This is a genomic window from Pseudomonas viciae (assembly GCF_004786035.1).
Taxonomy (GTDB): Bacteria; Pseudomonadota; Gammaproteobacteria; order Pseudomonadales; family Pseudomonadaceae; genus Aquipseudomonas; species Aquipseudomonas viciae.
This window is the reverse complement of record NZ_CP035088.1, coordinates 449,201-472,295: the sequence shown is the minus strand read 5'-3', so window position 1 is coordinate 472,295 and position 23,095 is coordinate 449,201. Positions and strand designations below refer to the sequence as shown.

General features: G+C 61.1%; 15 protein-coding genes and 1 pseudogene. 1 reads left to right on the top strand and 15 read right to left on the bottom strand.

The features are described from left to right. Nucleotides 1–34 precede the first annotated feature (34 nt). From gbpA to EPZ47_RS02035, 12 genes and pseudogenes are all read right to left on the bottom strand, one after another. The gene (gene gbpA, locus EPZ47_RS02100; RefSeq protein ID WP_135843317.1) at nucleotides 35–1,501 is read right to left on the bottom strand and encodes an N-acetylglucosamine-binding protein GbpA; all 1,467 of its coding nucleotides are present in this window, start codon (nucleotides 1,499–1,501) and stop codon (nucleotides 35–37) included. Nucleotides 1,502–1,841: 340 nt separating this feature from the next. Then, nucleotides 1,842–2,909 (bottom strand): uroporphyrinogen decarboxylase, encoded by a 1,068-nt coding sequence (gene hemE, locus EPZ47_RS02095; protein ID WP_063323298.1) that lies wholly within the window; start codon nucleotides 2,907–2,909, stop codon nucleotides 1,842–1,844. A gap of 254 nt (nucleotides 2,910–3,163) precedes the next feature. After that, nucleotides 3,164–4,582, bottom strand: a complete 1,419-nt coding sequence (locus EPZ47_RS02085) for an FAD-dependent oxidoreductase (RefSeq protein WP_039592434.1) — start codon at nucleotides 4,580–4,582, stop codon at nucleotides 3,164–3,166. Between the two features lie 33 nt (nucleotides 4,583–4,615). After that, the gene (gene gltB / locus EPZ47_RS02080; protein WP_135843316.1) at nucleotides 4,616–9,064 is read right to left on the bottom strand and encodes a glutamate synthase large subunit; all 4,449 of its coding nucleotides are present in this window, start codon (nucleotides 9,062–9,064) and stop codon (nucleotides 4,616–4,618) included. Between the two features lie 350 nt (nucleotides 9,065–9,414). Continuing rightward, nucleotides 9,415–10,976: pseudogene (locus EPZ47_RS02070) on the bottom strand (AAA family ATPase). A gap of 10 nt (nucleotides 10,977–10,986) precedes the next feature. Further along, nucleotides 10,987–12,087, bottom strand: coding sequence for a 3-dehydroquinate synthase (gene aroB / locus EPZ47_RS02065; protein ID WP_135843315.1), 1,101 nt, complete (start codon nucleotides 12,085–12,087; stop codon nucleotides 10,987–10,989). Nucleotides 12,088–12,234: 147 nt separating this feature from the next. Beyond that, nucleotides 12,235–12,753, bottom strand: coding sequence for a shikimate kinase AroK (aroK, locus tag EPZ47_RS02060; protein ID WP_123345370.1), 519 nt, complete (start codon nucleotides 12,751–12,753; stop codon nucleotides 12,235–12,237). Nucleotides 12,754–12,757: 4 nt separating this feature from the next. Continuing rightward, nucleotides 12,758–14,824, bottom strand: coding sequence for a type IV pilus secretin PilQ (locus tag EPZ47_RS02055; RefSeq protein WP_135843314.1), 2,067 nt, complete (start codon nucleotides 14,822–14,824; stop codon nucleotides 12,758–12,760). Nucleotides 14,825–14,837: 13 nt separating this feature from the next. Continuing rightward, on the bottom strand, nucleotides 14,838–15,365 hold the full coding sequence (locus EPZ47_RS02050) for a pilus assembly protein PilP (protein ID WP_135843313.1): 528 nt from the start codon (nucleotides 15,363–15,365) through the stop codon (nucleotides 14,838–14,840). Further along, a complete protein-coding gene (gene pilO / locus EPZ47_RS02045; protein ID WP_135843312.1) occupies nucleotides 15,362–15,985 on the bottom strand; it encodes a type 4a pilus biogenesis protein PilO in 624 nt (207 codons plus the stop codon). Before pilO ends, EPZ47_RS02050 begins: the two co-directional genes overlap by 4 nt. Beyond that, nucleotides 15,982–16,548, bottom strand: coding sequence for a PilN domain-containing protein (locus tag EPZ47_RS02040; RefSeq protein WP_135843311.1), 567 nt, complete (start codon nucleotides 16,546–16,548; stop codon nucleotides 15,982–15,984). Before EPZ47_RS02040 ends, pilO begins: the two co-directional genes overlap by 4 nt. Continuing rightward, entirely contained in the window at nucleotides 16,548–17,612 is a 1,065-nt protein-coding gene (locus tag EPZ47_RS02035; protein WP_135843310.1) for a pilus assembly protein PilM, read from the bottom strand. The genes EPZ47_RS02040 and EPZ47_RS02035 overlap by 1 nt, the downstream gene beginning before the upstream one ends. A 208-nt stretch (nucleotides 17,613–17,820) precedes the next feature. Here EPZ47_RS02035 and EPZ47_RS02030 point away from each other — a divergent pair, with 208 nt between their 5' ends. Further along, on the top strand, nucleotides 17,821–20,265 hold the full coding sequence (locus EPZ47_RS02030) for a penicillin-binding protein 1A (RefSeq protein ID WP_178084292.1): 2,445 nt from the start codon (nucleotides 17,821–17,823) through the stop codon (nucleotides 20,263–20,265). 184 nt (nucleotides 20,266–20,449) lie between these two features. Here EPZ47_RS02030 and EPZ47_RS02025 read toward each other — a convergent pair whose 3' ends face one another. From EPZ47_RS02025 to rpmE, 3 genes are all read right to left on the bottom strand, one after another. Beyond that, nucleotides 20,450–21,718 (bottom strand): malic enzyme-like NAD(P)-binding protein, encoded by a 1,269-nt coding sequence (locus EPZ47_RS02025; protein ID WP_135843308.1) that lies wholly within the window; start codon nucleotides 21,716–21,718, stop codon nucleotides 20,450–20,452. Between the two features lie 180 nt (nucleotides 21,719–21,898). Continuing rightward, nucleotides 21,899–22,684 carry a thermonuclease family protein gene (locus EPZ47_RS02020; RefSeq protein WP_135843307.1) on the bottom strand — a complete coding sequence of 262 codons (786 nt, stop codon included), beginning with the start codon at nucleotides 22,682–22,684 and terminating at the stop codon, nucleotides 21,899–21,901. Between the two features lie 41 nt (nucleotides 22,685–22,725). Beyond that, nucleotides 22,726–22,950: a 50S ribosomal protein L31 gene (gene rpmE / locus EPZ47_RS02015; protein WP_135843306.1), complete on the bottom strand. Its 225-nt coding sequence runs from the start codon at nucleotides 22,948–22,950 to the stop codon at nucleotides 22,726–22,728. Nucleotides 22,951–23,095 lie beyond the last annotated feature (145 nt).

Below are 23,095 nucleotides of genomic sequence, written 5' to 3'. Positions count from 1 at the left end.
CGTGGGGGCCGCCTGAAGCCATGCCTGTCAGGACTTACAGCTTGTCCCAGGCGCTTTGCCAGGACGCACCGACACCCGGTTCGAAACCGTTCGCCGACTGGCTGTACTGGTTGCAGAAGCCGGACGCAGGGAACGGCTTGCACTCGAAGACTTCGTCAGTCTTGGACTGCAGCACTTTCGTGCCGGCGGTGTAGTCGCCGAGGCCGTCAGGGAACACGAAATCGTATTCGATGCCGGCGCCCTCACCGGTCAGGATGACCGTCTGGGTCTCCTGGCGCGTGGTGCGGCCGTCTTCGGTGGTGCCCACCAACGTCAGGGTGTGCGTGCCAGGGGCGGCGCCGCGCAAGTCCAGGCTCAGGCCTGTATTGCCTTCACCTACGGTCTGCACGATACCCACCTGCTTGTTCTTCTCATCGAACAACGTGGCTTCAAGGTTCATCCTGCGGTTTGTCTGGGCGGTGAGCGCCATGCTGACCCGACCTTTGTCGAGTACGTACTCTGGCTGCAGGGGGGACAGTTCCATGCTGGCGTTGGCGTCTTCCTGCATATCCAGTTGCACTTGATAGCCGGCCACACCGCTTTCTTTCTGGGCGTACAGCCTGTTGGTACCTTTGACCGGCGCGATATTGCCGTCTTCGTCACGAATACCGGCACGAATCAGGGCATGGGCGTTGTTGATGGCTTCGGCCAGTTTGAACGACCAATTCTCAGGCTTGCCTTCTTCAGCGTTGTCGATACTGATTTCTACGCTGTACTCAGCATTTTCGCCGGTGGCGGAGAAGGCCCGGGCCTTGACCTTGTCACCCGCCAGCAACGGGGTCGATGGCGTAATGCTGCCCACCGGCAACCAACCGCCCGGTAATGCGGCTTCGGCGAGAATGTTCACATCCACCGGGTTGTAGAATGCGTTATCCGTGTCGCCCACTGTCCAGACGGCCAGGATGACGTGATGACCCGATTTACCGTCAGGAATGACGCAGTTGTGCGGGGCACCGCCTACCGGAACTTGATGACCGCCATCCACCGTACAGAACGGCGTGCTGTCGAACGAGGAACGCTTGAGCGCTTGGTTCGGCTTCCAACCGTCGCGGGTAATGAAGTATTCGTGTTTGCTCGTCCGGTGCGGCGCGATATATTGCCATTGAAAGGTAATGTTGCGGTCCCTGATTTCGGTCAGGTGCCAGCGCGAAGCCGATTGCGCATCAAGGGCAGAAAAGTTGGCGTTGCCGCCGCTGGCGATTTTGCCGTCGATAGGGCCTTGCAGCGGCCCGCCACCTGCTCCATTCGGGAAGCCCTTGAAGGTCTCGCCGGTACTATGCGGCTCGTATTGCGCGCCACCGCAGTTCAGGTTGACACCTTTCTGGCACAACAGTGCGCGAGAAGGTGGCACGTCGACGAAACCATGTGCATGCACACCTTGGGACGCCACGATGGCCGACAACAGAACTAACGACGAAGCACACCCCGTTAATACATTGCCCTTATTGAAGTTATTTTTCATATAAGTTCCAGACTACTCATCGAGATTAAAAGACGAATCACCGTCATCTTGAAAGGCCCGCCGGATCGTTCAGCGCCAGACCTCACAAGCGCCGAAACCTTATAGAAAGTTGAACAGTTCCTATGTAGGAAAAATCTCTCAAAATAGAAGGAATGATCTCTGAAGCTATTTCTCTTACATAGCTTGAGAAACTTCTTACGAGCGGAAATAACTATCAAACAAAACCAAACAGACACATCAGATAAAACAACTGACGCTTTACATTTAATAAATAAAAAAACAGGCAAAAAAAAGCCTGTCCGGCACGGGTCCGAACAGGCTGGGTGACGCTGGAAAGCGATTACTGGTGGTATTGCGCCGACAACTCATGCACCGCCCGCAGGAAAGCACCGGCGTGTTCCGGATCGACTTCCGGGGTGATGCCGTGGCCGAGGTTGAACACGTGGCCGCTGCCACTGCCGTAGCTGGCGAGGATACGTCCTACTTCAGCGCGGATGGCTTCAGGCTTGGCGTAAAGCACGGTCGGGTCCATGTTGCCCTGCAAGGCAACTTTATGACCAACGCGCTCGCGGGCGTTGCCGATGTCGCAGGTCCAGTCCAGGCCCAGGGCGTCGGCGCCGGCATCGGCGATACTTTCCAGCCATAGGCCGCCGTTCTTGGTGAACAGGATCACCGGCACTTTACGACCTTCATGCTCGCGGATCAGGCCGCTGACGATCTTGCGCATGTAGGCCAGGGAAAACTCCTGGTACGCCGCCGCCGACAGGTTGCCGCCCCAGGTATCGAAGATCTGCACCGCTTGCGCACCGGCCAGGATCTGGCCGTTGAGGTAAGAGGTGACCGACTGCGCCAACTTGTCCAGCAACAGGTGCATGGCTTGCGGGTTGTCGTAGAGCATCGCCTTGGTCTTGCGAAAATCCTTCGACGAGCCGCCTTCGACCATGTAGGTCGCCAGGGTCCACGGGCTGCCGGAGAACCCAATCAGCGGCACGCGACCGTTGAGCTCGCGGCGGATGGTGCTGACCGCGTCCATGACGTAGCCCAGGTCCTTCTGCGGATCGGGAATCGGCAGGGCTTCGATGTCGGCCAGGGTGCTGACGACTTTCTTGAAGCGCGGGCCTTCGCCGGTCTCGAAGTACAGGCCCTGGCCCATGGCGTCGGGGATGGTGAGGATGTCGGAGAACAGGATCGCCGCATCCAGCTGCGGATAACGATCCAGCGGCTGCATGGTCACTTCGCAAGCGAATTGGGGGTTCATGCACAGGCTCATGAAGTCACCGGCCTTGGCGCGACTGGCGCGGTACTCCGGCAGGTAGCGACCGGCCTGGCGCATCATCCACACCGGGGTGACGTCTACGGGTTGCTTGAGCAGGGCGCGAAGGAAACGGTCGTTCTTCAGGGCAGTCATGTCGGCATCCGGAAAAAAAGTGCGGGCATTTTCTCAGAGCGCGAGGCAAAAGGCACGGCAAGAGCCGTGCCTTTTATCTATCGGGGCAATTTGTCGCGGTAGGTACGCTGGTTTCAACAACACCTTGAAACCAATGTGGGAGCGGGCTTGCTCGCGAATGCGGTGTGTCAGGCAACAAATCCGTCGACTGACACTCCCTCTTCGCGGGCAAGCCCGCTCCCACTATTTGATCGCATTCCAAGGACGGAAAGCGATCAGACCCCCAGATAATCCAGAATCCCTTCCGCCGCATTACGGCCTTCGAAGATCGCTGTCACCACCAGGTCGGAACCGCGGACCATGTCGCCACCGGCGAAGATCTTCGGGTTGCTGGTCTGGTGCTTGTACTGGCCTTGCTCCGGGGCCACGACGCGGCCCTGGCTGTCGGTCTGGATGCTGAACTGCTCGAACCACGGCGCCGGGCTTGGGCGGAAGCCGAAAGCGATGACCACGGCATCGGCCGGGATGATCTCTTCGGAACCGGGGATCGGCTCAGGGCTGCGGCGGCCACGGGCGTCCGGCTCGCCGAGACGAGTCTCGACCACCTTCACGCCTTCGACCTTGTCTTCACCGACAATGGCGATCGGCTGGCGGTTGTAGAGGAACTTCACGCCTTCTTCCTTGGCGTTCTTCACCTCTTTGCGCGAGCCAGGCATGTTGGCTTCGTCACGACGGTAGGCGCAGGTCACCGACTTGGCGCCCTGGCGAATCGAGGTGCGGTTGCAGTCCATCGCCGTGTCGCCGCCGCCCAGTACCACGACCTTCTTGCCTTTCATATCGACGAAATCTTCCGGCGACTTTTCAAAGCCCAGGTTGCGGTTGACGTTGGCGATCAGGAAATCCAGTGCGTCGTAGACGCCTGGCAGGTCCTCACCGGCAAAGCCGCCCTTCATGTAGGTGTAGGTGCCCATGCCCATGAATACCGCATCGTACTCTTCGAGCAGTTGCTCCATGGTCACGTCCTTGCCCACTTCAGTGTTCAGGCGGAACTCAATACCCATACCGGTGAAGACTTCGCGGCGATTGCTCAGCACGGTCTTTTCCAGCTTGAACTCGGGGATGCCGAAGGTCAGCAAGCCGCCGATTTCCGGGTTCTTGTCGAACACCACCGGGGTCACGCCGCCACGCACCAACACGTCGGCACAGCCCAGGCCCGCCGGGCCGGCACCGATGATAGCGACACGCTTGCCGGTCGGCTTGACCTTGGACATGTCCGGGCGCCAACCCATGGCGAACGCGGTGTCGGTGATGTACTTCTCCACCGAACCGATGGTCACCGCGCCAAAACCGTCGTTGAGGGTGCACGCACCTTCGCACAGGCGATCCTGCGGGCACACCCGGCCGCAGACTTCCGGCAGGGTGTTGGTCTGGTGGGACAACTCGGCGGCCTGGAGGATGTTGCCCTCGGCCACCAGCTTCAGCCAGTTGGGAATGAAGTTGTGCACCGGGCACTTCCATTCGCAATACGGGTTACCACAACCCAGGCAGCGGTGGGCCTGGTCGGCCGACTGCTGGGGTTTGAAGGGCTCGTAGATTTCCACGAACTCCTTCTTGCGTTGACGCAACAGTTTCTTCTTCGGATCCTTGCGCCCGACATCGATGAACTGGAAGTCGTTATTCAGACGTTCAGCCATTGTTAAAACCTCATCAAACTCTTCAGGCGCATATCACTGCGGGTTGGCACGAGTGCTGGAAAGCAACGACTTCAGGTTGGCAGCCTTGGGCTTGACCAGCCAGAAACGACGCAGATAGTCATCGAGGTTTTCGGCGAGGTTACGCCCCCATTCACTGTTGGTTTCCTCGACGTATTCATCCAGTACGCGTTGCAGGTGGCTGCGGTAGGCTTCCATCGCCTCGCCGCTGATCCGCTGGATTTCCACCAGTTCGTGGTTGACCCGGTCAACGAAGGTGTTGTCCTGGTCGAGCACGTAGGCGAAACCGCCGGTCATGCCAGAGCCGAAGTTGTAACCGGTCTTGCCCAACACGCAGACAAAACCACCGGTCATGTACTCACAGCAGTGATCGCCGGTGCCTTCCACCACAGTGTGGGCCCCGGAGTTACGCACGGCAAAACGCTCGCCTGCGGTGCCGGCGGCGAACAGCTTGCCGCCGGTAGCGCCGTAAAGGCAGGTGTTGCCGATGATGGCACTGTCCTGAGTCTTGTAGACACTGCCCTTGGGCGGAACGATGACCAGCTTGCCGCCGGTCATGCCCTTGCCCACATAGTCGTTCGCGTCGCCTTCGAGGTACATGTTCAGGCCGCCGGCGTTCCAGACACCGAAGCTCTGGCCTGCCGTGCCCTTGAAACGGAAGGTGATCGGCGCCTTGGCCATGCCCTGGTTGCCGTGCTTACGCGCGATTTCGCCGGAGATCCGCGCACCGATGGAGCGGTCGCAGTTGCAGATATCCAGCTCGAACTCGGCACCGCTCAGGTCGTTGATCGCCGAAGCGGCCATGTCGACCATCTTCTCGGCCAGCTCACCCTTGTCGAACGGCGGGTTGCGCTCTACCTGGCAGAACTGTGGTTTGTCTGCCGGAATGTGATCGCTGCCCAGCAACGGGGTCAGGTCCAGGTGATGCTGCTTGGCGGTCTGGCCCTCGAGCACTTCCAGCAGATCGGTACGACCGATCAGCTCTTCGAGCGAGCGCACACCCAACTTCGCCAGCCACTCACGGGTTTCTTCAGCCACGTAGGTGAAGAAATTCACCACCATGTCGACGGTGCCGATGTAGTGGTCCTTGCGCAGCTTGTCGTTCTGGGTCGCCACGCCGGTGGCGCAGTTGTTCAGGTGACAGATGCGCAGGTATTTGCAGCCCAGGGCGATCATCGGCGCGGTGCCGAAGCCGAAGCTCTCGGCGCCGAGAATGGCCGCCTTGATCACGTCCAGGCCGGTTTTCAGGCCGCCGTCGGTCTGCACCCGGACCTTGCCGCGCAAATCGTTGCCACGCAGGGTCTGGTGGGTTTCAGCCAGGCCCAGTTCCCACGGCGCACCAGCGTACTTGATCGAGGTCAGTGGCGATGCACCAGTGCCGCCGTCGTAACCGGAGATGGTGATCAGGTCGGCATAGGCCTTGGCCACACCGGCGGCGATGGTGCCGACGCCCGCTTCCGCCACCAGTTTCACCGAGACCAGCGCCTTCGGGTTCACCTGCTTGAGGTCGAAGATCAGTTGCGACAAATCTTCGATCGAATAGATGTCGTGATGCGGCGGCGGCGAGATCAAGGTCACGCCAGGCACGGCATAACGCAGCTTGGCGATCAGACCGTTGACCTTGCCACCGGGCAGCTGGCCGCCTTCGCCGGGCTTGGCGCCTTGGGCCACCTTGATTTGCAGCACTTCAGCGTTGACCAGGTATTCCGGCGTCACACCGAAGCGGCCGGTCGCCACCTGCTTGATTTTCGAACTCTTGATGGTGCCGTAGCGCGCCGGGTCTTCGCCGCCTTCACCGGAGTTGGAACGCGCACCAAGGCGGTTCATGGCTTCGGCCAGGGCTTCGTGGGCTTCCGGGGACAGGGCACCCAGGGAGATACCGGCGGAATCGAAGCGCTTGAGCACCGACTCCAGCGGCTCCACTTCGCTGATGTCCAGCGGCGTCTCCAGGGTCTTGACCTTGAGCAGGTCACGGATCATCGACACCGGACGGTTGTCCACCAGCGAGGTGTATTCCTTGAACTTGCTGTAGTCGCCTTGTTGCACGGCCGCTTGCAAAGTGTTGACCACGTCCGGGTTGTAGGCGTGGTATTCGCCACCGTGGACGAACTTCAGCAGGCCGCCTTGCTGGATCGGCTTGCGCGGGCTCCAGGCTTCGGCCGCCAGGGCTTTCTGTTCGGCTTCGATGTCGACGAAACGCGCACCCTTGATACGGCTCGGCACGCCACGGAAACTCAGCTCGCAGACTTCTTCGGACAGGCCGATGGCCTCGAACAATTGCGCGCCGCGGTACGAGGCGATGGTCGAGATACCCATCTTCGAGAGGATCTTGAGCAGGCCCTTGGTGATGCCCTTGCGGTAGTTCTTGAACACCTCATAGAGGTCGCCCAGCACTTCACCGGTGCGGATCAGGTCGCCCAGCACTTCGTAGGCCAGGAACGGATACACCGCCGAGGCGCCGAAACCGATCAGCACCGCAAAGTGATGCGGGTCGCGGGCGGTGGCGGTTTCCACCAGGATGTTGGAGTCGCAGCGCAGGCCCTTTTCGGTCAGGCGATGGTGCACCGCACCGGTGGCCAGCGAGGCGTGGATCGGCAACTTGCCCGGCGCGATATGCCGGTCAGTCAGCACGATCTGGGTACGCCCGGCGCGCGCGGCTTCTTCAGCCTGATCGGCGACGTTGCGGATCGCCGCTTCCAGGCCGACGCTTTCGTCGTAGTTCAGGTCGATGACCTGGCGGGCGAAGCCCGGACGGTCGAGGTTGGTCAGCGAGCGCCACTTGGCCGGGGAAATGACCGGCGAGCTGAGGATCACGCGCGAGGCGTGCTCCGGCGACTCCTGGAAAATGTTGCGCTCGGCACCGAGGCAGATTTCCAGGGACATGACGATCGCTTCGCGCAGCGGGTCGATCGGCGGGTTGGTCACCTGGGCGAATTGCTGGCGGAAATAGTCGTACGGCGTGCGCACGCGCTGGGACAGCACGGCCATCGGCGTGTCGTCGCCCATGGAGCCGACCGCTTCGTAGCCCTGTTCGCCGAGCGGACGCAGCACCTGATCACGCTCTTCGAACGTCACCTGGTACATCTTCATGTACTGCTTGAGCTGATCGACGTCGTAGAAAGCCGAACCGTGGTCGTTGTCTTCCATGGTCGCCTGGATGCGCAGGGCATTCTTGCGCAGCCATTGCTTGTACGGATGACGGGACTTGAGGCGGTTGTCGATCGCATCGGTGTCGAGGATCTGGCCGGTTTCGGTGTCCACGGCAAAAATCTGACCCGGACCTACGCGGCCCTTGGCGATGACGTCTTCGGGCTGGTAGTTCCAGACACCGATCTCCGACGCCAGGGTGATGAAACCGTTGGTTGTGGTGACCCAGCGCGCCGGACGCAGACCATTACGGTCGAGCAGGCACACAGCGTAGCGACCGTCGGTCATGACGATACCGGCCGGGCCGTCCCACGGCTCCATGTGCATGGAGTTGTATTCGTAGAAGGCCCGCAGGTCCGGGTCCATGGTCTCGACGTTCTGCCACGCTGGCGGCACCAGCATGCGCACGCCACGGAACAGGTCGATGCCACCGGTCACCATCAGCTCCAGCATGTTGTCCATGCTCGAGGAGTCCGAGCCCACGCGGTTGACCAGCGGGCCGAGCTCTTCGAGGTCCGGCATCAGGTCGTTGGCGAACTTGGTGCGACGGGCCACGGCCCAGTTGCGGTTGCCGGTGATGGTGTTGATCTCGCCGTTGTGGGCGAGGAAGCGGAATGGCTGGGCCAGCGGCCATTTCGGCAGGGTATTGGTGGAGAAGCGCTGGTGGAACACGCAGATCGCGGTTTTCAGGCGCTCGTCGCTCAGGTCCGGATAGAAGGCGGTGAGGTCCGCCGGCATCATCAGGCCTTTGTAGATGATGGTCTTGTGGGAAAAGCTGCAGATGTAGTGGTCGGTGTCGGCGGCGTTGGCCACGGACGAGCGACGACGGGAGCTGAACAGCTTGATCGACATCTCCTGGTCGCTCAGGCCATCGCCAGCAATGAACACCTGCTCGATCTGCGGCAGGCGCTCGAGGGCCAGGCGGCCGAGGACGCTGGTGTCGATCGGCACTTTGCGCCAGCCCACCAGTTGCAGGCCGGCGGCCAGGATCTCGCGGTTCATGTTCTCGCGAGCCGCCTCAGCCTTCACCGGGTCCTGGTTGAAGAACACCATGCCCACGGCGTACTGCTTGGGCAGGGTCACGCCGAACGTTTCCTGGGCAACGGCACGCAGGAACTCGTCAGGCTTTTGAATCAGCAAGCCACAACCGTCACCGGTCTTGCCGTCGGCGTTGATCCCACCGCGGTGGGTCATGCAGGTCAGGGCCTCAATGGCCGTTTGCAAAAGGGTGTGACTGGGCTCGCCCTGCATATGGGCTATCAGGCCGAAACCACAGTTATCCTTGAATTCATCTGGTTGGTACAGACCTGCTTTCATAGACACTTTCTCACCAGGCTGCCCCTTATCGAGGCAAATTTCTTTTCAATTCAACCAGTTGCATGCCACGCCGAACGTACGCCAGCTTTGCGGGGGCAAAAGGGAGGTCATTGTACACACCGACACAGAGGCTCACAAATTTGACGACGAACTGTCGCAAATCCATGTCGCATTTGTGAAAGGTTTAAAGCTATATGCTGTGCTAGTCAAAACTTTTTTGGGTTCGACCGCTACGACTCAAACACTACTGTGACGCAGACACCACAAGGCGCGCGGCCTGAAAGGTCGCTCGCCCCTGCGGAAATTTTGAGGTTGCCGGGAGAGGCGGCCTGGGTAAGGCCGCCGAATCTTCAGCGAGTTGCAGCCAGTTCCTGTTGGACGCTGGCGACAGTGCGAGGCCAAGGTTTACCAGCCTGAACCTTCGCTGGCAAGGCCTTGATGGCGGAAACGGCTGCATCACGGTTGGCAAAGCTGCCGTAGGTGATGACATACAGCGGCTTGCCGTTGAGCACTTTCTTGAAATAACGGTACTCGCCGCCCTGCTCCTTGACGAAGTTCTGTGCCGAGGCTTCGGAGCTGGTGCCAAGGATCTGCACCACGTAGTTGCCCGGCGCCTGGCCGGCGTACCAGCTACCGCCCGTGGCCTTGGCCGGGGCCGCAGGCTTGGCCGCTGGTGCGGGGTCGGGGTAGGCTTGGCGGTAGCCACTTGCGTAGGGGCCGGAGTCGGCTTGGCCGCAGGAGCAGGCGCAGGCGAAGGTGTCGGCGCCGGACCGGCCGGCACGCCCGCAGGCGGTGCAGTGGTGGTCACGGTCGGTGGCACATCGCTGCTGTCGTCGATCGGCGGCGCTGCGCCGTCGTCGCCTTCAGTGATTCCGCCCGCGGCTTCAGCCAGGGGACCGCGCATGACCGGTTGCGACTGGCCGACCAGCGGCAATGGCATCGGCTGGGTGTTCCCGGCGAATTCAACGGCCGGCGCACCAGCGTTGGGTTGCGGCGTGCCCTGACCGAGGGGCAGTTGTGCCTGTTCGTTGGCAGGTGCGCCGGTGGTCGGCGCTTTGTTGCGACCCGGCATCAGCCAGGCGGCGGCGACCGCGACCACGACCACGGCGGAAATCGCCAATACGTGTTTCTTCGGCATGTTAAACCCCATACTTGGACGCTTCACCGCAGAGCGGCTGGCAATCATGACTTCGATCAGAGCATCGCGGGCAACCTGGTTGATGGTGCCAGGCCAGCCGTCGGAGCTCTCGTGAATCTCAGAGATCTGATCGGCGGAGAAAAGTTCGATACCCCGGCCTGCACCCTCAAGACGCTGGGCCAGGTATTCACGGGTTTCCTCTTCGGTGTAGGGCGCCAGTTCGATGACGTGGAAACGCTCTTCCTCAAGGCTCAGCTGATCCAGATCAGCGATCAGCGAAGACTCGCCAAACAGGAACACATGGGGGCGACCTTCCGGTGCACCGGCAGCCAGGGCCAGCAGGGCTTCCAGGGCCGATTCGTCGAGCTGCTCGGCATCGTCCACCAGCAGATAGACTTCCTGCCCGGTCAGTGCCAACTGCACGATCTGATCGAGAATCGCGCCGATCTCGGCCTGGGCGACGTTCAGCGCCTGGGCCACCTGGCGCAATATACCGGCGGCGTCACCGGCACCACGGGCCGAGACCACCACGCTTTGCACCGACTGCTTGTTGGTGCTGGCCACCAGGGCCTGGCGCAGCAAGGTCTTGCCGCTGCCCTGGGGGCCGGTGACCACCAGGAGCAGTTGGCTGTAGCGCGCCAAATGATGCAACTGGCCCAGGACCGGCTTGCGCTGGGCAGGGAAGAATTTGAAGCCCGGGACCCGTGGAGCAAAAGGGTCATGACTTAACTGGAAATGGCCGAGGAAAGCCTCGTCGGCATGCAAACTAGTCATCGGAATCTTATTAACCTTTAAGCTGAGCCAAGGCGCGGTAGTCCGCTCCCAGCGTGGCCTGTAGAACCTCTTTCGGATAATCGTCGGTCACCACCGCTTCGCCCATGTGGCGCAGCAGCACCAGACGCAGACGACCGTCGATCACTTTTTTGTCGATTGCCATGTGTTCAAGAAAATCCGCCTCGCTCATTTCCTCGGGCGGAATCACCGGCAGCCCGGCGCGCTGGAACAGGCGAATACCGCGATCGCGTTCCTGTTCGCTGATCCAGCCCAGGCGCGCAGACATCTCCAGGGCCATGACCGTACCGGCGGCAACCGCCTCGCCATGCAGCCAGACACCATAGCCCATGTGGGTTTCGATGGCATGGCCAAAGGTGTGGCCCAGGTTGAGCGTGGCACGCACCCCCGACTCACGCTCATCGGCACCCACCACGGCGGCCTTGGCGGCGCAGGAGCGCTCGATGGCGTAGGTCAGGGCCGTTTGATCCAGCGCACGCAGGCGGTCGACATTTTCTTCGAGCCAGCCCAGGAACGGCTCGTCGCAGATCAACCCATACTTGATGACTTCCGCCAGCCCCGCAGACAGTTCGCGAGCCGGCAGGGTGTTGAGGGTGGCGGTGTCGATCAGCACCACGTTGGGCTGGTAGAAAGCGCCTACCATGTTCTTGCCCAGCGGATGGTTGATCCCGGTCTTGCCGCCCACCGACGAATCGACCTGGGACAGCAGCGTGGTGGGGATCTGGATGAAATCGACGCCGCGCTGATAGCAGGCCGCGGCAAAACCGGCCATGTCGCCGATCACTCCGCCACCCAGGGCGACCACCGTGGTGCGGCGATCATGCCGTGCGGTCAGCAGGCCGTCGAAAATCAACTGCAGGGTTTCCCAGGTCTTGAACGCTTCTCCATCGGGCAACACCACGGAAATGACCGAGAAAGCCGACAGGCTACGGGTCAGACGTTCCAGATACAAAGGTGCGACGGTTTCGTTGGAGATGATCGCCACTTGCCGCCCGGCAATATGCGGTGCCAGCAGTTCAGGCTGGTCCAGCAAACCTTCGCCAATGTGAATCGGGTAGCTGCGCTCGCCCAGGTCGACCTTAAGTGTCTGCATGTGTCCCCACAGTGAAGATGGAATCAGGCGTCCTGCCTGCAATTAACGAAAGTCCCGGGTGCTTGCCCTGGCGCCATATATGGCTATCCGCCACGCTCCGAGCGGGCTCCGACGGGACGTCGAGGATAGCGCATTTCGCGAGGCGCATTAACGGGGAGGCAGTTGCTGCAGACGTTCGAGAATGTCCAGCACCACCATCCGCGGCGGCCGTTCGTCGGTCTCCACCACCAGATCGGCGATTTCCCGGTACAGCGGATCACGCAGCGCGAGCAGGTCCCGCAGGGTCTTGGCCGGGTCGGCGGTGCGCAACAGCGGCCGGTTGCGATCCCGGGCGGTGCGACCGACCTGCTGTTCGACGGAGGCGTGCAGATAGACCACTCGTCCGCCGGCATGCAATGCCCGACGATTGGCTTCGCGCATGACCGCGCCGCCACCAGTGGCAAGCACCACGCCATCGAACGCGCACAGCTCGGCGATCATCGCCTGCTCACGATCACGAAAGCCCGGCTCGCCTTCCTTGTCGAAAATCCATGGGATATTGGCGCCCGTGCGCAATTCAATTTCCTTGTCGGAATCTTTGAATGGCAGGCGCAGCTCTTTGGCCAGCAAACGGCCGATGGTGCTTTTTCCAGCGCCCATCGGCCCAACAAGAATCAAATTTCGCACAGAATCAACGACTCACAGCAATCGCCTGGTTATTCATGATACGCGGAGTGAGGAACACCAGCAGCTCGGATTTTGTCTCCGAAACCACATCACGCCGGAAAAGGCGGCCAAGATACGGCACATCGCCAAGAAATGGCACCTTATCTACAACCTTGCTCTGAGTATTTGAGAAAACCCCGCCAATCACAATGGTCTCGCCATCATTGACCAGGACCTTGGCGTTGACCTCGTTTTTCTTGATCGGCGGCACATCCTGCACTTTGTTGAGGTAGTCCGGCTCATCCTTGGTGACCTTGACCTCCATGATGATGCGGTTGTCCGGGGTGATCTGCGGCGTCACTTCCAGCGACAGCGAGGCCTCCTTGAACGACACCGAGGTGGCACCGCTGGAGCTGGCTTCCTGATAGGGGATTTCCGTGCCCTTGAGGATTTTGGCCGTCTCCTTGTCGGACGTCACCACCTTGGGCTGGGAGACGATTTCGCCGTTGCCGGTTTTCTCCATGGCCGTCAGTTCCAGATCCAGCAACACGTTGTCGGTGATGAACGCAATGCCGATTCCGGAGGTGTTGCCCGACGCGCCCAGATCGACAAACGGCTGGTTGGTGCTGGTGCTGCCCGGCGTGCCAATGGTGGTGGAGTCGCCGGTGGTGACCCCGGAGGAGCTCCAGTTGCCCTTGTTCTGGATCGAGCCGCCCCAACGCACACCCAGGCTTTTGTCGTAATCGACATTGGCCTCGACGATCCGCGCCTCGATCATCACTTGACGCACCGGAATATCCAGCTGCGCCACGATCCGGCGTAGCTCGTCGAGTCGGTCCTGGGTCTGGTAGGCAATGATGTTGTTGGTGCGCTCATCGACCGTGATCGTGCCGCGCTCATCGGCTTTCGCCTCGGCACTGGTCACCGACTGGAACAGCTTGGCGATGTCCGCCGCCTTCGCATAGTTGACCTGCAACAGCTCACGCCGCAGCGGCGCCAGGTCGGCGATCTGCTTCTGGGACTCCAGCTCCTGGCGTTCGCGGGCCGCAATTTCATCGGCCGGCGCCACCAGCAACACGTTACCGACCTTGCGCTTGTCCAGCCCTTTGGTCTTGAGCACCAGATCCAGCGCCTGGTCCCAAGGCACATTCTGCAAGCGCAGGGTGATACCGCCCTGCACCGTATCGCTGGCCACCAGGTTCAGGTTGGTGAAATCGGCGATCAGTTGCAGGACCGAACGCACTTCGATGTCCTGAAAGTTGAGGGAGAGTTTCTCACCGCTGTAGGCGGCGCGATCGGAATTGCGTTTTTGCAGGTCCTCGACCGTCATCGGCCGGACGCTGACGGTCAGCTTGTTGTCGGTCTGGTAGGTGGAATAATCGAAGGTGCCGCTGGGTTCGATGCTGATGGTCGCCCGGTCGCCGCCGGCAATGGCATTGACGAACTGCACCGGGGTGGCGAAGTCCTTGACGTCCAGGCGCACCCGCAGCGGCTCGGGCAACTGGGTCCTGGCGAAATTGAGGATGATCTTGCCTTCACGCTCCTGGATGTCCGGAGCGATGGAAGGGTCCGACAGATCGATCACAACATTGCCTTCACCCTGGGTTCCGCGCTGGAAATCCACGCCACGGATAGCCTTGCCCACCGGCGCACTGGCCCTGGCAGGTGCGGCACTGGCGACCGCCGGACGCGCAGCCTGGGTCTTGGGCGCGACGCCTTTGCCAACCACCACGAACAGGTTGTTGCCTTCGATCCGGGTGTCATATGGCGCCAGTTGGGTAAGGCCGATGATCAGCCGCGTCCGGTCGCCCGCCTCGACCACGGTGGCGCTACGCGCATTGCCACCGCCCAGATCACGGCGCTTGCTGGCCAGTTGATTGGTCACGCCAGGCAGGTCCAGCGCGATCCGGGCCGGTTGATCGGTGGTGTAGCCCCGGGGCGTCGGCGGTGGCCCGTCGAAGGTGAGTTTCAACTCGACGCGATCACCCGGCAACGCCGCGACATCCAGCGTCTTCAGGCTGGCCGCATGAACCATCGGCGACAACAGCGCTATCCATAGCGAAATACCGAGGACTGAAAAAATCCTGTTCATTGTTCGACTTCCACTATGAGTGCTCTTTCAAAGGAATGGTCCGTGGTCGTTCCAGCCAGGCACCCTCGCCATCGGGAACGATTTCGACCACATCGACCTGAGTGGCGCTGATCGCGACAATTCGCCCATCGTTGCGCCCCAGATAGTCACCGACCTTGAGCCGATGCACCCCGCCCGCGCCGCGTAACAGCGCGAAGGAGCCGCTGGCATTGGAGATCGTACCGACCATTTCAAATTGCTCGATGTTGAAGCCTTCCAGGTATTGCTTGACACGGCTGGGGTCGGGCCGCACGTTGCGCGAACCCTGTTGCCGACTGGCCTGGTCCACCCGGACCTGCCTGGTAAAAGGGCTGCGCAGGTTGGCGGCGCTGTAGGTAAAGGTTTCGTAGGGCCTGAACGTCGGCGTCGGCTCGATCTTGCCGGGCGGACGCAGGCGCACTTCGTTCATGTAGGCGTCCAGGTCGCCAAAACCGCTGTTGTTGTCACAGCCCGCCAGCGCGACCAGCGCTGCCAGCAGGCAAATGCGGCAGACCGGCCTCATGGCTGAGCCTCCTGCTCGTTGTACCGGTAGGTCTTGGCCTGGATACTCATGTGCAGCTTCGCGCCCGCCTCGGGCTCCATTGGCGCGATCTCGAAATCGTGCAACGTGACGATCCGGGGCAACCCGGCCACACCACTGACGAACGTCGCCAGATCATGGTAGCCGCCGGTCACAGTGATCTGGATCGGCAGCTCGATGTAGAACGGCTGGGTGACCTCCGGCAGCAGTTTGATTTCTTCAAACTCCAGGCCGCTACCCAGGCCGGTGCGGGTAATGTCTTCCAGCAGGCCCGGAACCTCGGTGTCACTGGGCAATTGGCGCAACAGCACACCGAAAGACGTTTCCATCTGCTTCATCTGCTCGGTGTAGCGCTCCAGGTTTGCCGCCATGTGGGCCTTGCCCGCAAATTGCGCCTTGAGCGTGCTCTCTTGCTCGCGCACTTGCTGTAACTGGCTCTCCAGGTCACTCAAGGCAAAGTTATAGCCCAGCCCAAGCACCAGGAGCACCAGCAGGACGCCGGCCAGCCACTTGACCGGGCTCGGCCAGGCACCGATGTTGTTGGTGTCCAGGTCACTGATGTCGATCTTGCGCAGCGCGTCGAACCACTCCCCCGGCTTCATTGGGCGTCCTCCTCATCGGCCGGGCGGGTCTGGCGAACCGTCAGTTGGAAAACATTGGCCTGGTCGAGCTGACCAGCCGTGGTGGCCTTGACCTCCGTCAAGCTGGGCGCATCGAACAGGTCCGATGCGTCCAGATTGCGCATGAGGTCCGAGACCCGGTTGTTCGATTCCGCAGCACCTTTGATAGAGAGTGTCTTGTCTTCCATTTTCACTTCGGTGAAATACACCCCGTCCGGTAGAGTCCGCGCCAGTTGGTCGAAGATGCGCCCGCTGACCGGCCGGTTCCCCTGCAGGTCCTGGATGATGCGCATGCGCTCCAACAGTTGCTGGCGACGGGCTTTCAGTTCGCTAATCTGCTTGATGCGCTCGTCGAGCACGGCGATCTGCTCGGAGAGATGACTGTTACGCGCCACTTGATGGCCAATGGCACTATTGAGGTACTGGACCGCGATCAGCATCAAGCCCACCGCCCCCACCAGCGCGCCCACCAATGCCAGCAAAAAGCGTTTGCGACGCTCTTCGCGCAACTCTTCGCGCCAGGGGAGAAGGTTGATCCGCGCCATCAGTCGAAACTCCTGAGGGCCAGCCCGCAGGCAATCATCAGCGCCGGAGCATCACTGGCCAGGGCACCGGCATTGACCTTGCTGCTCAGGGCCATATTGGTAAACGGGTTGGCCACCTGGGTCGGTGTGCCCAGGCGCTGTTCGATCAGCCGATCAAGGCCGGCCACCGACGCTGAGCCGCCGGCCAATAAAATGTGGTCCACCGTGCTGTACTGGCCCGAAGCGAAGAAAAACTGCAAGGACCGCGAGACCTGCTGCACCAGGGCCTCGCGAAAGGGCTGCAGCACCTCGCTGAGGTAATCGTCCGGCAGTCCACCCTGCTTCTTTGCCTGACCAGCCTGCTCGGCCGTCAGGCCATAGCGGCGCTGGATTTCCTCGGTAAGTTGGCGGCCGCCGAACAATTGCTCGCGGGTATAGATGATCCGCCCGTTGTGCAGCACGCTGAGGGTGGTCATGGTGGCACCGATGTCGATGACCGCCACGGTCAGCCGCTCCTGGGACGCGGCCAGTTGCGTGGCGAGCAGACCAAAGGCGCGCTCCAGCGCGTAGGCTTCAACATCGACCACCCGGGCCGTCAGCCCGGCCAGCGCCAGCGCAGCCTCGCGAACCTCGACGTTTTCCTTGCGGCAGGCCGCCAGCAGCACCTCGACCCGCTCGGCGCTGCGCGGTGACGGGCCGAGGACCTCGAAATCGATGGCCACCTCATCCAATGGATAGGGAATGTATTGGTCGGCCTCGATCTTGAGCTGGTTTTCCATGTCGTCGTCGGAGAGGCCGGCGTCCATCTCGATGGTCTTGGTGATCACCGCCGAACCCGCCACGGCCACCGCCACGCTGCGCGAGGTCGTTTTGGCCTTGGCCAGCACACGCGACAATGCCTGGCCCACCCCTTCGAGCTCGGCGATGTTCTTTTCGACCACGGCGTTGGCCGGCAACGGTTCGACCGCGTAAGACTCGACGCGGTATCGGTCACCCTGGCGGCTCAACTCAAGCAGCTTCACCGACGTGGAGCTGATGTCTATCCCCAGAAGCGTATGGGCTTTTTTATTGAAGAGTCGTAGCACTACCAATTCCCTATGACTATCCGTGAGTTACGGACTCTCTAATATGCATTGCGTTCAATCACCCCGGCCCGACGGACGTCCGGATGGCGTTTTCGACGAAAAAAAATGCTTATAATGCCCAGCGTTTTTTTTCGCTTTGTTGCTCGCACGGGTCCTTCCCTGCACCTGGCGCCTTTTTCATTCTTTGCCTGGATATCCAAAAGCCTTGATTCGTCTGCTGAAATTTTTCGGATGGTCCATCGTCGCCGTTTTCTGCGGACTGCTCTTGGGTCTGAGCGGTGCGTTTCTTTACCTTAGTCCGGGTTTACCGTCCGTGGAGGCGCTGAGAAGTATTCAGTTGCAGATTCCCCTGCGGGTGTACAGCAGCGACAACAAGTTGATCGCCGAATTTGGCGAGATGCGCCGCACGCCGATCCGTTTCGCCGACATTCCCCCCAATTTCATCAATGCGTTACTAAGTGCTGAAGACGACAACTTCGCCAATCACTATGGCGTCGACCCGGGCAGCCTCATGCGAGCCGCCAGCCAGTTGATCAAGAGCGGTCACATCCAGTCCGGCGGCAGCACCATCACCATGCAGGTCGCCAAGAACTTCTTCCTGACCAGTGAGCGCAGCTTCTCGCGCAAGACCACCGAAATCCTCCTGGCCCTGCAAATCGAGCGGCAGCTGACCAAGGATGAAATCCTCGAGCTGTACGTAAACAAGATTTACCTGGGTAACCGCGCCTACGGCATCGAGGCGGCGGCGCAGGTGTATTACGGCAAGTCGATCCGTGATGTGAGCCTGGCGCAGATGGCGATGATCGCCGGCCTGCCCAAGGCACCGTCGCGCTTCAACCCACTGGCCAACCCGACACGCAGCAAGGAACGTCGCGACTGGATCCTGGGGCGCATGTACAAGCTCGGCAAGATCAGCGAAGCCGACTACACCATGGCGATCAACGAGCCATTGAACGCCAGCTATCACGTACCGACCCCGGAAGTGAACGCGCCGTACATCGCCGAGATGGCCCGTGCCGAGATGGTCGGCCGCTATGGCAGCGACGCCTACACCGAAGGTTTTCGCGTAACCACCACAGTACCGAGCAATTTGCAGGAAATGGCCAACACCGCCCTGCACGAGGGCCTGATGAGCTACGACCAGCGCCATGGCTATCGTGGACCTGAGTCGCGCCTGCCGGGCAAGACCAAGGAAGCCTGGGCCCTGGAGCTGACCAAGCAGCGCGCCATCAGCGGCCTGGAACCTGCCATTGTCACTTCGGTGGACAAGGACGGCCTCAAGGTCCTGACCCGCAACGGCGAGCTGGAAGAACACGTGGCCTGGGACACCATGAAATGGGCGCGCCCGTTCCTCAATACCAACAGCATGGGGCCCAACCCCCGGCAGCCGTCTGACGTTGCCCAGGTTGGCGATCTGATCCGGGTGCAACGCCAGGCGGACAATACCCTCAAGTTCAATCAGATTCCCGCCGCCCAAGGTGCACTGGTGTCCCTTGACCCGCAGAACGGCGCCATCCGCTCGTTGGTGGGTGGCTTCGCCTTCGAGCAGAGCAACTACAACCGCGCACTGCAGGCTAAGCGCCAGCCAGGTTCGAGCTTCAAGCCATTCGTCTACAGCGCCGCCCTGGACAATGGTTACACCGCCGCCAGCCTGGTGAACGATGCGCCGATCGTGTTCGTCGATGAATACCTGGACAAGGTCTGGCGACCGAAGAACGACACCAACACGTTCCTGGGCCCGATCCGCCTGCGCGAAGCGTTGTACAAATCCCGCAACCTGGTATCGATCCGCCTGTTGCAGGCGCTGGGCGTGGATCGCACCATCGACTACATCAGCAAGTTCGGCTTCAACAAGCAGGACCTGCCGCGCAACCTGTCCCTGGCCCTGGGCACCGCGACCCTGACACCGATGGAAATCGCCACGGGCTGGAGCAGCTTCGCCAACGGCGGATACAAAATCACCCCCTACATCATCGACAAGATCGAAAGTCGTAACGGTGAGACGCTGTTCGTCGCCAACCCGCCTCGCGTGCCTACCGGCGAGCAGGCCAGCGATGGTGTTGCCGCGCCGGCCGCCGAGACGTTCACGGTCAATGCGACCCCGGGCGAAGCCACGACGGCCCCGGCGCTACCGCAAGCGCCGGCCATCGCCGAGCGCATTGTCGATGGCCGTACCACCTACATCCTCAACAGCATGCTGCAGGACGTGATCAAGCTCGGCACCGGTCGCCGCGCCCTGGCCCTGGGCCGCACCGACCTGGCGGGCAAGACCGGCACCACCAACGAATCCAAGGACGCCTGGTTCTCGGGCTATAACGCTGATTACGTGACCACCGTCTGGACCGGTTTCGACCAGCCCGAAAGCCTGGGCCGTCGCGAGTTCGGTGGCACGGTCGCACTGCCGATCTGGATGAGTTACATGGGCGCGGCCCTCAAGGACAAGCCGCCTCACACCCAGCCGGAGCCGGAAGGCATCCTCAGCCTGCGGGTCGACCCGGTCAGCGGCCGTGCGGCCACGCCAGGCACCCCAGGGGCGTACTTCGAACTGTTCAAGAGCGAAGACACCCCGCCATCGGTCAACGAGCTGGGCAACGGCGTTGCGCCAGGCAGCCCGCTGCCGGCGGACGAAGCGGCGCCGATGGATTTGTTCTGATCAGCGACAATCTTGAAAGCCCCGCCTTCGCAAGAAGTGCGGGGCTTTTTTGAACCGCACTATCCCTGTGGGAGCCGAGCTTGCTCGCTCCCACAGGGGTTTGTGGTGGTCATACACAACCGGTGGCCAATAAAAAACCCCGACTCACACGAGCCGGGGTTTTTCGTTGAAGCGCTACAACGGTTTAGCCGTTGAACACGTCATCCACGCTCTTGAGCGGGTAGTTCTTCGGATACGGCAGGGTGGCCACGCCAGTCTCGATCGCGGCCTTGGCCACGGCGTCGGAGATCAGGGTGATCAGGCGGGCGTCCATTGGTTTCGGAATGATGTACTCACGACCGAATTCCAACTTGATGCCGCCGTAGGCGTCGCACACTTCCTGAGGCACCGGCAGCTTGGCCAGTTCGCGCAGGGCGTTGGCTGCCGCGACTTTCATTTCTTCGTTGATGCGCTTGGCGCGAACGTCCAGGGCACCGCGGAAGATGAACGGGAAGCCCAGTACGTTGTTGACCTGGTTCGGGTAGTCCGAACGGCCGGTGGCCATGATCACGTCGTTGCGGGTAGCGTGAGCCAGTTCCGGAGAGATCTCCGGGTCCGGGTTCGAGCATGCGAACACGATTGGGTTCGGCGCCATGCGCAGCAGGTTTTCCGCGCTCAGCAGGTTCGGACCCGACAGGCCGACGAACACATCGGCACCGTCCAGCGCGTCCGCCAGGGAGCGCTTGTCGGTCGCGTGGGCAAACACGGCCTTGTACTGGTTCAGGTCGTCACGGCCGGAGTGGATCACGCCGGTACGGTCGACCATGAAGATGTTTTCGATCTTGGCGCCCATGCTCACCAGCAACTTCATGCAGGAGATGGCCGCAGCGCCGGCGCCGAGGCAGACGATCTTGGCTTCAGGCAGGGTTTTGCCAGCAATTTCCAGGGCGTTGATCATGCCGGCCGCGGTCACGATCGCGGTACCGTGCTGGTCATCATGGAACACCGGAATGTCGCATTGCTCGATCAGGGCGCGCTCGATCTCGAAGCACTCAGGGGCCTTGATGTCTTCCAGGTTGATGCCGCCGAAAGTAATGGAGATACGCTTGACGGTGTCGATGAAGGCTTGCGGGCTTTCGGAGTCAACTTCGATGTCGAACACGTCGATACCGGCGAAGCGCTTGAACAGCACGCCCTTGCCTTCCATGACTGGCTTGGAAGCCAGTGGGCCAAGGTTACCCAGGCCGAGGATCGCGGTGCCATCGGAAATGACTGCCACCAGGTTGCCCTTGCCGGTGTATCTGTAGGCCAGTTCAGGGTCGCGAGCAATTTCGCGTACCGGTTCGGCTACGCCGGGGCTGTAGGCCAGCGACAGATCGCGGGCAGTAGCGGTGGCCTTGGTGAGCTCGACACTCAGCTTCCCTGGACGAGGATTAGCGTGATATTCGAGAGCGGCAGTTTTCAGATCAGACATGTGGGCATTCCGCTTTTTACTGTGTTGGACAGACGGACCGCCGAGGATACGCGCCTCGCAAAGTCCCGACAAGACTGACCAGTCACCCCTGTCAAGCGCCCAGCCCTACGACTTTGGGCCAAGGGCCGCTAAACACAGGGGCTACATGCATACAATCAAGCATGAAAATGTCTACAATTTTTATTGAGATATCACGCTTAACATGGCGGGATCGGTCAAAGGCAGCAACCAGCGCGCCTGTCCGGATTTCAAACCACCTTGGCGTGAACGATCGAGCACCCAACCACGCGCCTCGACGTGTTTGCCCTTGAGCGTTTCAAGAACTGCGACGTCGAACTGCGCGAGCAAAGTGGGTGCAACGCGCAATACAACCGAGTCCTGCAACTCGATCCAAACGCCACCACGATTGCGCTGAACCTTGCTCACACGGCCACTGAGCAAGACGAAACCGGAGGCGCTTATCTGCGCAGCTTTGAGTACAGGTGATTGCCGCCACACCCCAAGCCTGGCCTGACGAGCAACGCGTTCGGCGGCGTGCTGGCAACTGACCAAATCAACGTTCGGCGCGACCGCCACCTGGAAACCGAGGCCTTCGGCGAGCAGCTGCGCTTCGAAGTTAGTGCCATCGGCGCCATAGACATGGGCCAGCGTGCGACCGTAGCGATCCTTGCGCTCTTTACCCAGCAACAAACCGACGCGCCCGTTGCTGGCGCCTACCAACGCTTCCAGGCGCTTGCGAGCAACCACGGCGAACGGCTCGTCGGAACGACCCCGCTTACCCAGCTCAGGCGTGTTCAAGCCAATCATGCGCACATTGCGCCCATCGGCCAGGCGCAAGGTATCGCCATCCACGACCCGCTGTACCGCGACGGACGTCAGGCTGCCCGGTGTCGGACAGAAGGCCTGGGCACTGGACAACCAAATCACAGACACAAAAAAGGCGCCCACAAGGGGCGCCTTCTTCATCAGTCTGGAGAAGCCGGAACGACTTTCCAAAATGATCAGCCTCAGGCTTTTGGAGCAGCTTTGCCGAAAGCACCGAAACGATCGGCGAACTTCTGAACGCGGCCGCCGGTATCCAGAGTCTTTTGCTTACCGGTGTAGAACGGGTGGCATTCGTTGCAAACGTCGATCGCCAGGGCTTTGCCGTAGGTCGAACGAGTTTCGAACTTGTTGCCGCAGCTGCAAGTTACGGCAATGGCCGGGTATTCTGGATGGATATCGGTTTTCATGCTGTTTTCCTCAGGCTAGCGTGCCGCCACCCAACACTATTGTTGAATACCGCACGTAATTAGGCCGCGGATTCTACCAGACATCGTCATTCGCGCAAGCTGTCGCTTATACCAACCGTCTGCTAGGCTCGCGCCCTCAAGCACA